The following is a 13,317-nucleotide window of genomic DNA, read 5'->3' as shown; positions in this document are numbered from 1 at the left end:
CTCCTTGCGGAGTTGCTTCAATTCCTCCGCCTCGGCGGTGGTCGGCCGGTCGTCGCGTTCGCCGGCGTCGGCCTCGGCTTGGCGGACCCAGTTGCGCAGGGCCTCCTTGTGGATGCCCAGGTCCCGTGCGACGTGGGCGACCGGACGGCCGGAGGTGCGGACCTCCCGGACTGCCCGTTCGCGCAGCTCATCGGGGTATTTGCGTGGTGCTGGCATGGTTCGTGGTGCTCCTTACGCCGGGCACCATAACCCGGCTTCAAGGACTCCACCAAACTCAGAGCAGCTCAGGCCGTGCGTTCCTGGCTGCGCTGGTTTGCGCGGTCGACCTCGGCCATGTGTTCCTCGGCCCACTCACGAAGCCTGGCCAGCGGTTCTTCCAGTGTGGTGCCGAGTGGGGTGAGCCCGTAGTACACGCGTGGTGGTACTGACGCTTCCACCCGACGGCTGACCAGGCCGTCACGGGCCAGCCCTTGAAGGGTGACCGACAACATCTTCTGCGAGACGCCGGCCATCCTGCGCTGTAGTTCCGCGAAGCGCACCTCCTGCGGAGACGCCTCGGCCAGCACTTTGATGGTCATGGACGTCCACTTCGTGCCGATCCGGTCAAGCAGACGGCGGGTCGGACACTGCGGATCGAACAGATCTCCACGATTCCCATGACGGGGGCGCCGCGTCGAGGAGGTCACCTGGAACTCACCACCTGTGGCAGAAGTGCGGTCTTGGCCCCTTCACCATAGTTACCTATCGTTTTGTTGTCACCATTCGTAACCACCCAGGGAGATCGCCGTGCCGGTTGCACCGCGCCACATACCCAATCGCCCGTCAGGCATCGAACTACGGCGGGTCACGGCCAACGGCGTCGACCTCAACGTGGCTCTCGCCGGCGAGGGACCGGCCGTGCTGCTGTTGCACGGCTTCCCGCACACCTGGCAACTGTGGGCCCATGTCCTGGACGGCCTCGCCGGGCAATACCGAGTGATCGCACCGGACCTGCGAGGAACAGGCGCGAGCACGCACGCAAGGGACGGCTACGACGCCGGAACGCTTGCAACCGACGCCGAAGCGCTACTCGACGCTCTCGGGGAGAGTTCGGCGTCCGTGGTCGGCATCGACGCCGGAACCCCACCGGCCTTTCTTCTTGCCATGCGCCGCCCCGACCTCGTCCGACAACTCGTGGTCATGGAGTCACTTCTGGGCACACTTCTGCCGGGCGCCGAGGAATTCCTCGCCCACGGAGCACCGTGGTGGTTCGGCTTCCACGCGGTACGCGGCCTCGCGGAAACCGTACTCACCGGACACGAAGCCCAGTACATCGACTGGTTCCTGCGCACGGGCTCCAACGGAGAGGGCGTGGATCCCGCCGTCCGAAACGCCTTCGTCCACGCGTACACCGGGGCCGAGGCCCTGCGCTGCGCCTTCTCGTACTACCGCGCACTGCCCACGAGCAACGAACAGATCCGGGAAGCGGCCGATACCGGCCGGTTGACCGTACCCACCATGGCCATCGGGGCCCGCCCTGTGGGCAGAGCCCTCGAACAACAACTGCGGCCGCTCGCCGATCAACTCGTCGGCCACATCATCGACGACTGCGGCCACATCATCCCACTGCACCGCCCCGAGAGGCTGCTCAGCCTTCTGGAACCGTTCCTCGCCTCGCCGTTGCCAACCCTCGAGCCTCGCACGGACTCAGGAGCCGCTCTGCCCGCGCCTATACCGCCATCGGGCAAGTGACTTCCGTGGAAGCCAGGCCGTATGGGAAATCCGAAGGGCATGTTCTCAAAGGACCTGGAACCCGGCAGGTCAGCGGCCCATCATCCGCCGAATGGAATGCGACAGGGCACGAGGCGAGGCCATTGAGCCTTTGAAGTCACCACTGCAAGGACGCCGGAACCGAAGGACAAGTCGGATACTGGAGGCGCGAATTGGGGGGCACGGTCCTGGCTGAGCTCTCGGCGGCTGCGGTGAACGGGGACGACGTGCGGGGGTGGTCAGCGGCGGAGGGCTTCGACGGGTTCGACGCGGGCCGCGCGCCAGGAGGGATACAGGCCCGCGATCAGGCCGGTGACTCCAAGCCTGTCCACCCGTCGATTCCGGGACGGGTACAACCCGAACACGCCGACACCGCCCCACGAATCCCGGCGGGCCGGGGCATGCTCGCCGACGGCACCGGCGTCGAAGTCACCGACGACCTTGTTCGACCGGCCCGACCCCCGGAGCGTCATGCCGGCCGTGTGGAGTGCGTTCGTCGCCGACGACCACGGCGCCGGCCGATGCCTCGCGGGCCGACAACAGGTCCCTCGGTGGCAGCGTCCTCCCACAGTCCGCCCGCGCGCACGTACTGCTGGAATACGGCGCTGTTCGCGTTGTGTCCAAGACGGCTCGCGCGGTTTCTCGGCGAGTCTACCTGATTTGGGACGGCCTCGGCGGCCCGGATCAGGCGAAAGGGAGACACCGGACGCGGTGGGCGGCATCGGCCATGCGCCGGGCGACGTTTTGCGAGGGTACCCGAGCGGCCCGGACATCGATAGGTTCGGCGGACCGACGGCCTGGGGGGCGGATGGGTTCGGACGCATCCGAGCGGGACGATTCGGCTGGCGATCCCACTCCGGAACGACGGACGGTGGTCGAGTTTCATCGTCGGGTCGCGCTCGTGGGGTCGGTGCTCCTCGCGGTCGTCGCCGCGTCGACGTGGTGGTGGCTGGGGACCCAGTCCGAAGCGCTCCAGCGACATGGTCACGGTGACCGTGCGTCGCGCGAACGTGATCCTGGCAGTCTCCTACCTCACCCCCCGGGTACCGCCCGAACAGGCCGACCGAGTAGCCGCCGACGCCGAACGGCCGGCCCGGGAGGTCACCGCCGGTCTCCGAGTCGGCTGAAACCGGGACCGCACGGGCGGCTCTTCGGCGGCCAAGCGACCACGAATCCGCAGCGGCTTGCCTCCGACCTGGTCGCGGCCGAACGCGGGGTGGGCGCCGACCATCCCCGTGGTCTGCGCCGGCAACTCGCCCGGGTCGTCGGGCACCGCACTGCCTCTTCGTGGCGCGGGGCGAATGCGGATCGACGCCGTGGTGACCTCGTCGTGGATGCGGCCGGGTTCGCGCGCGGCGGGAGGGCGTGCGTTGCCTGGGGATGTCGGGTGTTCGCCGGTCCCCTCGAGGTGCGCTCCGCGTCGTCACGGGAACCTGGAACGTGAGACCCCAGGGATGTGCGGTGGGCGAGCACAGCAAGCCGGACCGGCCGTTGGACAAGGGCGACCCGCCGCCCGGGAACGGCGACGGCCGCGTACCGAAACCCGAGGCCCGCATTCGGGCGGGATCAGCACGTGGCGGAGCGCGGGGCGGTGGCCGCCGGGGCGTGCGGGTGGATGGTGAACACCCGGTCCAGACCGACCATGCGCAGGATGCGGGCGGTGTTGTCGGGGACCGCGGCCAGGGCTATGCCGCCGTCGTGTTCGATGGCCAGGTTCCGGGCGGCCAGCAGGGCGGTGATGCCGCTGGAGTCGCAGAATTCCAGACCGGCGAGATCCAGGACCAGAAGGTGCCCGGCGGCCAGGGTGAGGCCGTCCACGGCCAGGCGGAGTCGGGGTGCCGTGGCATGGTCGAGGTCACCGGTGATCTCCAGAACGGGACCGGTGGCGGCGTCGCGGGCGGTGATCGTCAGCGGGCTCATCTCGGGTCTTCACTTGCGGGGGGCGGGCACGCCGAGGGCGAGCAGGGCGGTGTCGTCGTCGAGTCCGTTACCGAAGCCGGCCAGGAGAGCGGTCAGGGCGCCGATCAGGGCGCGCGGGCCTGCCGGCGGCTGGGCGGCGGCGAAGGCGCGCAGGGCGTCCTCGCCGTAGAGTTCGCGCTCGGGTCCGATGCGGGCCTCGGTCAGGCCGTCGGTGTAGAGGAGCAGGGTGTCGCCGGGGAACAGCCGGGTGTGGGCGCTGGTGAACTGGACCTGGGGCAGGACGCCGATGAGCATCCCGCCGGGGGTGGGGAGATAGTCCGCGGTGCCGTCCGCGCGTTGGATCAGCGCCGGGGGGTGGCCGCCGGAGGCCAGGTGCACGCCGACGTGGTCGCTGCCGGGGTCCAGGACGCCGAAGATGGTGGTGCAGTAGCGGGTGTCGCCGCTGGTGTAGCGCTCGTGCAGCACCGTGTTCAAGGTGGTCAGCACGGTGACGGGATCGGGGTCGTGCAGGGCTGCGGCGCGCAGGGTGTAGCGGGTGAGCGAGGTGACCGCGGCGGCCTGGGGGCCTTTGCCGCACACATCGCCGAGGAAGAACGCCCACCGGTCGGCGCCCAGGGGAAACAGGTCGTAGAAGTCTCCGCCCAGCAGGTCCGGGGACGCCGTGTGGTAGTGGGAGCCTGCCTCCAGGCCCGGAATCGCGGGCAGCGCGGCGGGCAGCAGGTTCTGTTGGAGGACGGCGAGGGCTTCCTGGAGCCGTATGCGGTCGGCCTCCGCCTGCCGACGGGCTTCTTCGGCCGCCTTGCGTCCGCGCAGCAGCTCGGCCTCGTAGGCGCGGCGGTCACGGGCGTCGAAGACGGTGGTGCGGATCAGCAGCGGCTCGCCGTCCTCGCTCACCTTCACCTTCGAGGTGACGAGCACGGGCATGCGCTGTTTGCCGGCGCCCCTGATGTCCAGGGCGATTCCGCTGACCTCGCCCTGCATCTGCAACATCGGCGCGAAGTGCGTCTCGTGATAGAGCCTGCCGCCCACGGTGAGCAGGTCGGCGAACCGCATGCGGCCCACGACCTGGGAGCGTTCCAGGTCCAGCCACTGCAGCAGCGTGGTGTTGATCTTCGCGATGGTGCCGTCCATCAGCGTCGACAGATATCCGCACGGCGCCTGCTCGTACAGCTCCTCGGCACTGTCCTCCAGCAGCGAGGTGAATACCGCGTCCGTGGCGTGCGCGTCCTGCTCCTCGCCTGGCTCGGATGCTTGGTCGGTGCGGCACATCACCGGCTCGCTCCGACGAAGTCGATGATCGACCCCGCGGTGGCCTGTGGTGCGCTCAGCTGCGGGCAGTGCCCGGTCGCCTCCAGCGTCACCAGACGGCTGCCGGGGATCGCGGCGTGGACGTAGGCGCCGACCTCCCGGGGAGCGATCACGTCCTGCTTGCATTCCAGCACCAGTGTCGGCAGGGAAACCGACTCGAGATCGGCGCGGCTGTCGGACAGGAAGGTCGTGCGGGCGAAGACCCGGGCCATGTCCGGATCGGTCGCGCAGAACGATGCCGTCAGCTCCTCGCCGAGTTCAGGGCGGTCCGCGTTCCCCATGATCACCGGGGCCATCGCCGCCGACCAGCCCAGGTAGTTCGACTCCAGCGACTCCAGCAGCTCATCGATGTCGTCGGCGCTGAAGCCGCCCCGGTACCCGTCCTCGTCGATGTAACAGGGCGAGGGGGCGACCATCACCAGACGGGAAAACCGCTGTGGTGCCTTTGCCGCCGCGAGAACCCCGACCATCGCGCTGACCGAATGCCCCACGAAGGTCACATCGTGGAGGTCCAACTCGTCACAGACCTCCAGCACATCCAGCGCATAGCCCTCCAGCGAGCTGTAGCGCCGCTCGTCCCAGGCCGACGGGTCCGCTCGCCCCGAGCCCACGTAGTCGAAGAGGACCACCCGGAAGTCCTCGGCCAGAGCGGGGAGCACCAGACGCCACATGTTCTGGTCACAGCCGAACCCGTGCGCCAGCAACAGCACCGGCCCGTCCGCGCGGCCGGTGACGGTGATGTTGTTCCTGCGGCGGATATCCATACCCGCCAGTCTCGCATCACTCTCCCCACTCGACGCAGGGGCCCGGGCGCCTCGCCTCGCTGTGTGACGGTCGTGCCGACCGAGGTGGCAACGGGCGGCCCCGCCGGACGCAGGTGGTCCTGCGCAGTCTGGGCTTCGTAGCCGGGGATGTCCCGTGCGACAAGGGTCACGGTTCCCGAAAGATCCGCCCGTACCTGCGACGGCGAAGCATCCCGCTCGATTCCCGAACGGCGTGACGGGAAGACGACCGTCTTTGCAAAGGAGAACGCGACGGATGCCCACCCCTGCTCGATCCCGGGGCTTACACACTCTCCGGCGTTGCGTGCACCCTTGGCGCGCTTTCGACGCACGGTGGCGCCCGCCGCGCCCGCCGCGCCCGCCGCGCCCGCCGCGCCCGCCGCGCCCGCCGCGCCCGCTCCCCGGGACGCGGGGTCGGTCGCGTCCGCCTGGCGGTGCCGGGGTCCTTGGGTTCGACGCCCGCACGGGGTTTCGCTGTGGTCGGACGTTCACCGTCGAAAGATGCCCGGCCGGCCGCGCGAAACTCGGCCGGGGGACTCGAACGCCTCGATACCCGTGTCCCGTTGGCCGGTTGGCGTTGGGCCGGGCGGTGCATGGTGGTGGTTGGTGAGGGGCGCGTGCCGAGTCTTTCTTCCCCGAGGACCCGGCCCGCGCCCGACGGTTTCATACCCGGGCGTCGAGGGGTTCATGGGTCGCCCGTTCCGGTGAACTCCGGACGCGCCGCGTTCTCGCCGAACGGGAAGGGCGATCGGTGGACGTCACGATGGCGGCCCGAGCCCTGTGAGTTCGGGTGGACCGCTCGACCCGGTGGCTGTTGTTCGGGGGCGTTCGGTGCGGGGGCCGGGTACGGGGGTGGGTCCGCCCGCGCCGGGTGGGCGGGTGCGCGATCCGGGCCCGCTGCTCGACGGATCATCGGACCTGTCGAGGCGGGAGGCTTGGGAGTGCCGGTACTTCGCGGCATGCAGGGCACCACGGCCGTCGCCATTCGAGGGAATCGGGCCTATGTGACCAACGGACCAAACCTGGCCGGGAACGACCCGACATTGATGCTCGTGGAACTGCGCCGGCGCTGACACGTCTCTGCGGGATGGGCCACCCCGAGCGGTGCCCGGTCGACCAGGTTCGCGAAGGCCCGGGCGCGGCGCGGGACGTGGAGCGCGGAGACCGGTCCCGGGGTCGCGGCGGAGCGGGTGCCGCAGGTGCCGGCCCCCGACGACGGTGACCAGGTCTGTCCGCGGCTTCGGGCAGGTGCAGTCGGGCGGTGGTTGCCCCGCTCCATCGGTACACGACGAGCCATCCCCGCAGGCTCCAGAACGGGTCCGGGTACTCCACTCCACGAACTGCCGAAGTCCTGTGCGTGGGGCGGGATTCGCCCTAGGGTTTACCAGAGCACTGCCTGCCACCTCTCCGCCGGGCGCGCCCCGCACGTCGGGTGCCTCGGTCCATTCGATCGGTCGCGCCCCGAGCGGGACGCCGGCCTCGCCGAGTCGTGCTTTGCCGCGCCCGGTGCCCGAGCCCTCGGCCGGACGGGTGCGCCACGGGAAAGGGGACGCCTACGCCATGAGCAACTCCGATAGCTCCGCCATCCGGGTAGGCGCCTCCGTCGCAGCCTCCCTCTGGGTCGCGGCCGTCGTGGGTGAACTCGTCTACGCTCTGATCCGGGCCGAGGACACCTTGGTATGGGGCCTGTTGAACGTGTACTTCGGCGACGGTAGGACCGATATCGCGATATCCCTCGATGTGTCTGCGGTCCTGTTGTGGCTCGGTGTGACCCTCTTGTTCACCGTCGTCACGGCCATTGCCCGCAGCGGGGGTTCCGCCGGTGGACACGGGGAGTTCTGAGACACCGCCCGCGCATCGTCCCCGGTGCTCGCCTCCCTCGGCCGATCCCGGGTGGGGATCCGCTCGGCTCGTGTGCCACTGCGCCCGAGGCCGCCCGGACTGCCGGCACCGACTGCCGGACGCCGAATGCCCCTTGCCCACGCACGGCCCCGCGTTCGCCCCCCGACCAACCCGTCGCCCGATTCGATCCGGATCCGCCCGAAGCGGTCGACGTGCCCGTCGGCGGTGAACCGGTCCGGCGGGCACGTTCGAGCCTCTTGCGTGGCTTCGCTCCGTTCGGTGCGGTTTGGGAGCCGGGTGTCCGGTCCGCAGTGTGGCGGGGAAGCGGGGCCGTTGCCTCTACGCATTCCGCCAGGCGTCGTTGACGCAGCCCTCTTCGACGTGCCACCAGCCTTCCGCCCGACCTCGAACAAGCAGGGCTTGATGCCGCTCATTCCGCGTCGGCCCGCACATCGAACGCGACCAAGGGGAAGTCGTCGCCGAACGCCGCACCGCCCGGACCGAACGGCGCGAAGCGCTCATGGACGGCCTTCGCGCCGGGCCCGAGCGGGCCGCTCGGCACCGGCAGGATGCGCATGGTGCAGCCGCCGGACGCCTCGACCCGGCCGACGGCCCAGTGCAGACCTTCGTGATCGCTCACGAGCCGCACGACGTCGCCCTGGGCAACGCCGCCCTGAAGGAACGGCACGTTCTCGATACGCGCGGTGTCGTCGCCGACCCGGACGGCCCACAACACTTCCCGGTCATGAGGCAGCCACCCCTCCCGCGGCACGAACCGGAACCAGACCTTCATCCGCCCTTCCGCCGCGTCGACGTCGCCTTCGTTCACCTGTGCGACCCCGGCGTCCTTGCGCCCCTCGACGTCGTCCTCACGACTCTCGCCCCGGGGCCGGGCGCTCCCGGGGCCGGGTCCGATCTGCTGGAGGAGACCGCCGGGCCCTGCCCGACGACGCGAGCGACCGGCTCGTCGACGTCGCCCTGGAGGTGTGGCGCACTGCCCTCGACACCGAACTGCCCGCGGAAAGGCTCGCCGGCGCCGGGGCGTTCGCGCACGCCCGCGCGCTCGACCCGGCCACGTGGGTCGGCCTCGCCGCCCGCACCGCCGCCACAACGCTCCCCGACGCCTCGCCGGTCAACGCCGCCAGGGCCGCCGAAAACCCGGACAGTTCCGCCGCGTTCGCCCTGCTCACCGCGCTCCTCCAGGGCGTGCACGCCACCCACTGGCACACCGAACGCGTCCGCGACCATGCCCGCGCACTCCTCGCCGCGGACACTCCCCACGTGTCGGAACCGACCGGGCGCTGTTGCGGAACACGCTCATCGACAGCCGGCTTCGTTGATCTCCAGGAACAGCGTTTGTCGATTGGTTCCGGAGTCGGTTGGTGATCATGCGATTCATGAATGTCGAGCAGAAATGATGGCGTTGCCGTGGGGGCGGCGACAAAAGGGAAGGCGGAAGCCGCCGGGATGCCGGCAGGATGTCCGCGCTCAGCACCCAAGGGAAAGGCCCCACGACCGTGGTTCGTGCCATTACTTTGATCCGCTCCGCCTCCCTGTCCGACGTCGCCGAGTACGCCTACGCTGCCACGGCGCCCGCCGAGTCACGCCTGATCTTCCTGGCCGGGTCATGTCCGCTGAACGATGACGGTTCCACGGCAGCGATCGGGGACTACGCGGGCCAGGCAGCGAAAGCGATCGAGAACATGCAGGCTGCGCTTGCTGCCGCAGGTGCGTCGCTCCAGGACGTCATCAGCACAAGGGTTCTCGTCGCATCGGCCCGGCGGGAGGACCTGGTGGCCGCCTGGCAGGTGGTCCGGGACTCGTTCGCCGACCATGACGTCCCCAGCACCTTGATGGGCGTCACCGTGCTCGGTTATAAGGACCAACTCGTCGAGATCGAGGCCGTCGCCGCCGTGCTCGATTCGTGAGACCCCTTCAAGGGACACCGCAAACGCGGGATGGCCGGCCGTCCGGCACGCCGTGCTTGTGCTCAAGCTCCCGCATCGACATACCGCCGCGATGGTCACGCCGGATCGCGCGCGTGCAGCTCGACCTTCGACAAATCCGAACGACACAGCTCCGAGACGGGGCCGATGGCAACCCACGCGTGACCAGGGGCCGTGAGATGTTGCCGCCCGGAGTACCGCGCAGGCCGACTACCGGGTACGCGAGGGCGTTCCACCGATCTCGTCGAGCCGGGCCGTGCGCTACGCGACGGCACCGCCGCGCCGGAACCCCGGCCGAAGCAGAGGCCACCGACTTCAATCTGGCCGGGGATTCGGCGGCGCCGTCGGACCTGCCGTTCCGGATGAGCTGCCAGGCCGCGATTCCGCTGGGTGCGCAGGCTGCCGACACGGTGCTCAGCCGGATCGCGGGTGAGCAACCCGCGCCGATCAGCCTGGGGTTCGCCGGCCAGTGCATCAGCCTGGGCCGACGCGCCGGCATCTTCCAGTTCGCCGACAAGGACGACACCGCGAAGAAGCTCCACCTCGGCGGACGCCCCGGCGCCAAGCTCAAGGAGTTCGTGTGCAAGATCACCGTCAAGCACCTGGTCGCCGAGGCAGCCAAGCCCGGCTCGCACACCTGGGCGAAAGATGACAAGCGCCGGCACCTACTGCAGGCCAAGCGCGGCGAGGCGTCGGCCACCGCTGGACGGTAGGACTGGCTGCCGAAGCCGCGCACGACAGGCACCGGTACACCAGGATCGGCCAACCAGGAACTGAACTTCCGCCGCAGGGAGTCTTTTTCCGCCGCGACGTACACGGCGACCTCCCGGCCGCGGCTGCGGGCCAGCCGGAACCGGTCGGGCGCCCGCTCCAGGAACGCCGCGTTGTCGGTCCGGGCCGGAGGGACGTGGACCTCGCGCAGGGTGTCCACCAGGTCGGGGAAGCGCCCCTCGCGCCGGGCCCGGGCCGGACGGGAGGACAGCCGGCGGTACATCGACGGCGTGTTCGGCACCAGTTGCTCGGAGATCGCCCGATGCCAGAACTGTCCCAAGGTCACGCCGGCGTCGTACTCGGCGACGATCTCCCGGGCCCGGTCGATCACGACCGGCCAGTGGACGCGCCCATGCGGTACATGTACCCCGGGGTTCGCCCGAGCGGGCGAGACCGGAGACCGGACCTATATGAGTACGGGTACTCAGGCGGATACGACCGGCCGGCTTCACCATATAGAGGACGACACCGGTTCCGGGGGGAAGACCAAGGCGACTGCGCTCACCGGCAGCACCACCGAACTCGGGCGATCTCGCCTCGCGGATCTCTCCCTCCAGGTCGCCCCCCACAACCGAGGGCACTACGACGCATTGGCATTCCTGATGGGCTGCCCGGTGCGCCCGGCGCCACGGCCTGGCTGGGTCGGCCCCGGCCCGACTGGCATTCACCGAGATCAATTCAATCGCAAGGATCACAATGACTGCAGGCGCTCCGCAGAACCCCGTTACGGTAAACGACAGGCATTCTGCGCTGAACCTTACGCACGTTGCCGAGATCGTCCCCGTCAGGTCTATCGAGGATATCTGCGCCGCCGTCAAGGAGGCGACGCGCACAGAACGAGGGGTGGCTATATGCGGAGGCCGCCACGCCATGGGAGGGCAGCAATTTTCCAGCAACGACATACTTGTCGATACCGCAGAATTCAACAGTGTTGTCTCTCTGGACGCCGAACGTGGCCTGGTCGAGGTAAATTCCGGAATTCAGTGGCAAGAGCTGCACGAATGGCTCCTGGCGAACCAGGCCGGAGTCGAAAAAGTGTGGACGTTCCGACAGAAGCAGACAGGCGCCAATCGACTGAGCATCGGTGGTTGCCTCGCAGCGAACGTACACGGCCGCGGCTTGACTCTGCCCCCGTTTGTCAGCGATGTGGAGAGCTTCACCATTATCGGTTCGCAAGGTGAGCCAAAGCTGTGCAGCCGGGAGGAAAACGCAGACCTGTTCGCGCTCGCCATCGGCGGGTACGGCCTTTTCGGCGTCATAGGGAACGTGACGCTGCGCCTCACGGAGCGGTACAAAGTGCGCCGCGTGGTGGAAATCGGTCGAATCGACGATCTGCAAGAATCGTTTGATCGACGCATCGCCGAGGGCTTCCTGTACGGCGACTTCCAGTTCGAAATCGACCCGGTCGCAGATACATTTCTGCAGCGTGGCGTGTTCTCGTGCTACCAGCCAGTCGGCAGTGATGCGTCCATTCCCGAGGATCAGCGCATTCTAGCCCCTGATGACTGGCGCGGCCTGTTGATGCTTGCCCATACAGACAAGTCGGCGGCATTCGATCGCTATGCCGAGCACTACCTGGCCACTTCGGGTCAGGTTTATTGGTCCGACAGTCATCAATTCGCCACGTACATTGACGACTACCATCTCGCGGTCGATGAGGTGCTTGGCCATCAGGGCTCTGAGGTCATCACCGAAATCTTCGTGCCCCGCTCGCGACTCACCGAGTACATGGCCGCAGCCGCGGACTACCTGCGCAGCAACGACATCGATCTCATTTATGGCACGATACGGCTTGTCCGGCGCGATGATGAAACCTTCCTCGCCTGGGCCCGCCGCGACTACGCGTGCATCATCTTCAATCTCCACGTGCGCCATGACGCCACGGGGCACGAGGAAGCCGGCACGGCGTTCCGTGGCCTGATCGACCTGGCCATCACCCACAACGGCAGCTTCTATCTCACCTATCATCGGCACGCGACTCGCGAGCAAATAGAAGTTTGCCACCCGAAGTTCAGCGAATTCCTGACCCTCAAACGCGCCCACGACCCGCAGGAACGCTTCACCAGCGACTGGTACCGTCACCACAGGGACCTGTTCGAAATGGCACAAGCATGGTGACCGTTTCCGCGACAGCTCTGGTTGTAGCAGGAGGGCAGCTACTCGTCGGGCAGGATCCGACATGGCGTCCGCTGGTGGGTCCACAGACCCAAGCATTCCTGCGGACTGCCCTGGGCGGTGCCACATTCCCATGGTCTTTGCTTGCTGCCGCGACGCGATGGAGAATGGCACGGGGCCTTTTGCGCGGGCTGGAACGTATCTTTCTACCCGGGCTTTTTACACACCAAGCGCTGCGCAAGCAGTTGCTGCGGGAATGGGCACGCCAATCCATTTCCGAAGGAGTGGAGCAAGTCGTGGTTCTGGGGTCAGGGCTCGATACGCTGGCACTGGAATTGTCCGGAGTATTTCCCGGCACCCGCTTTATCGAATTCGACCGTGGCCCGTCCTTGAATCTCAAGCGGTCAGCGTATGAGCGTTACGGTGGTCTGAAGGATAATCATGCGCTGGTCGAGGGCGACCTCGCGCGCGGCGGGGTCGAGGATCAGTTGGCACGTTCCCCGCTGTATGTTCGGCAAGCGCGGACATTGTTCGTTGTCGAAGGTGTTTCGATGTACCTGGAAGCAGAAGAGGTCACCGTACTGCTCGGTGAGCTGGGTGCCCGCCCGGCGGGTACGACGTGGTGCGCGTTTTCTTTTATGGGCCTCGATGTCTCGGGTCGACCGTCGTTTGTAGACGAACGTAGTCCCGTGCAAGGCTGGCTTCGTCGACGCGACGAGGTATTTCGCTGGGGCAGCACCCACGAGCAGCTCGCCGACATGCTCACCACGGCGGGTTTCACGGTACGCGCAATGACAGAGCGGGACACCCTCGCAGGCCGCGCTCCAGACAAAAACGCCAAAGTGGCCCGTGGTGAATATCTGTGTCTTTCGAAGAACTCCTGA

13 protein-coding genes and 2 pseudogenes are annotated in these 13,317 nt (G+C 68.1%); 8 read left to right on the top strand and 7 right to left on the bottom strand.

The window, feature by feature from the left end:
• Positions 1-216, bottom strand: a 216-nt coding sequence (locus ACZ4FV_RS37260) for a transposase (RefSeq protein ID WP_465324993.1), incomplete at its 3' end; no start/stop codon positions are given.
• Positions 217-284: 68 nt separating this feature from the next.
• On the bottom strand, positions 285-686 hold the full coding sequence (locus tag ACZ4FV_RS37255) for a winged helix-turn-helix transcriptional regulator (protein ID WP_465324990.1): 402 nt from the start codon (positions 684-686) through the stop codon (positions 285-287).
• A gap of 94 nt (positions 687-780) precedes the next feature.
• On the opposite strand from ACZ4FV_RS37255, the gene ACZ4FV_RS37250 reads away from it, so the two are divergent.
• Positions 781-1,731: an alpha/beta fold hydrolase gene (locus ACZ4FV_RS37250; RefSeq protein WP_465325002.1), complete on the top strand. Its 951-nt coding sequence runs from the start codon at positions 781-783 to the stop codon at positions 1,729-1,731.
• A 257-nt stretch (positions 1,732-1,988) separates the two neighbouring features.
• Here the strand turns inward: ACZ4FV_RS37250 and ACZ4FV_RS37245 are convergent, their stop codons facing one another.
• The gene (locus ACZ4FV_RS37245) at positions 1,989-2,222 is read right to left on the bottom strand and encodes a hypothetical protein (RefSeq protein ID WP_465324988.1); all 234 of its coding nucleotides are present in this window, start codon (positions 2,220-2,222) and stop codon (positions 1,989-1,991) included.
• A 516-nt stretch (positions 2,223-2,738) separates the two neighbouring features.
• Here ACZ4FV_RS37245 and ACZ4FV_RS37240 point away from each other — a divergent pair.
• Complete coding sequence (locus tag ACZ4FV_RS37240; protein WP_465324987.1) at positions 2,739-2,876, top strand: hypothetical protein; 138 nt, start codon at positions 2,739-2,741, stop codon at positions 2,874-2,876.
• 439 nt (positions 2,877-3,315) lie between these two features.
• On the opposite strand, the gene ACZ4FV_RS37235 is transcribed toward ACZ4FV_RS37240, so the two are convergent.
• The 3 genes from ACZ4FV_RS37235 to ACZ4FV_RS37225 are packed head-to-tail and all read right to left on the bottom strand — an operon-like array spanning position 3,316 to position 5,741.
• Entirely contained in the window at positions 3,316-3,669 is a 354-nt protein-coding gene (locus tag ACZ4FV_RS37235) for an STAS domain-containing protein (RefSeq protein ID WP_402238856.1), read from the bottom strand.
• A 9-nt stretch (positions 3,670-3,678) separates the two neighbouring features.
• The gene (locus ACZ4FV_RS37230; protein ID WP_402238853.1) at positions 3,679-4,938 is read right to left on the bottom strand and encodes a PP2C family protein-serine/threonine phosphatase; all 1,260 of its coding nucleotides are present in this window, start codon (positions 4,936-4,938) and stop codon (positions 3,679-3,681) included.
• Positions 4,938-5,741 (bottom strand): alpha/beta fold hydrolase, encoded by an 804-nt coding sequence (locus ACZ4FV_RS37225; protein WP_395870788.1) that lies wholly within the window; start codon positions 5,739-5,741, stop codon positions 4,938-4,940. The genes ACZ4FV_RS37230 and ACZ4FV_RS37225 overlap by 1 nt, the downstream gene beginning before the upstream one ends.
• Positions 5,742-7,319: 1,578 nt before the next feature.
• Here ACZ4FV_RS37225 and ACZ4FV_RS37220 point away from each other — a divergent pair.
• A complete protein-coding gene (locus tag ACZ4FV_RS37220; RefSeq protein ID WP_465324983.1) occupies positions 7,320-7,601 on the top strand; it encodes a hypothetical protein in 282 nt (93 codons plus the stop codon).
• Positions 7,602-7,940: 339 nt separating this feature from the next.
• On the opposite strand, the pseudogene ACZ4FV_RS37215 reads toward ACZ4FV_RS37220, so the two are convergent.
• Positions 7,941-8,394 (bottom strand): annotated as a pseudogene (locus ACZ4FV_RS37215) (DUF4265 domain-containing protein).
• A 191-nt stretch (positions 8,395-8,585) separates the two neighbouring features.
• On the opposite strand from ACZ4FV_RS37215, the gene ACZ4FV_RS37210 reads away from it, so the two are divergent.
• The 5 genes and pseudogenes from ACZ4FV_RS37210 to ACZ4FV_RS37190 all read left to right on the top strand — a co-directional run bounded on the left by ACZ4FV_RS37210 (position 8,586) and on the right by ACZ4FV_RS37190 (position 13,317).
• Complete coding sequence (locus tag ACZ4FV_RS37210) at positions 8,586-8,987, top strand: hypothetical protein (RefSeq protein ID WP_465324980.1); 402 nt, start codon at positions 8,586-8,588, stop codon at positions 8,985-8,987.
• A gap of 131 nt (positions 8,988-9,118) precedes the next feature.
• Entirely contained in the window at positions 9,119-9,529 is a 411-nt protein-coding gene (locus ACZ4FV_RS37205) for a RidA family protein (protein ID WP_465325000.1), read from the top strand.
• Between the two features lie 341 nt (positions 9,530-9,870).
• A pseudogene (locus ACZ4FV_RS37200) lies at positions 9,871-10,260 on the top strand (FAD-dependent oxidoreductase); the annotation flags it as partial.
• Positions 10,261-11,014: 754 nt separating this feature from the next.
• Positions 11,015-12,436, top strand: a complete 1,422-nt coding sequence (locus ACZ4FV_RS37195; RefSeq protein ID WP_395870806.1) for an FAD-binding oxidoreductase — start codon at positions 11,015-11,017, stop codon at positions 12,434-12,436.
• Positions 12,430-13,317 carry a class I SAM-dependent methyltransferase gene (locus tag ACZ4FV_RS37190; protein ID WP_465324978.1) on the top strand — a complete coding sequence of 296 codons (888 nt, stop codon included), beginning with the start codon at positions 12,430-12,432 and terminating at the stop codon, positions 13,315-13,317. Before ACZ4FV_RS37195 ends, ACZ4FV_RS37190 begins: the two co-directional genes overlap by 7 nt.

It is taken from the genome of Embleya sp. NPDC025285 (assembly GCF_055558835.1).
This window is presented reverse-complemented; position numbering and strand designations above follow the sequence as displayed.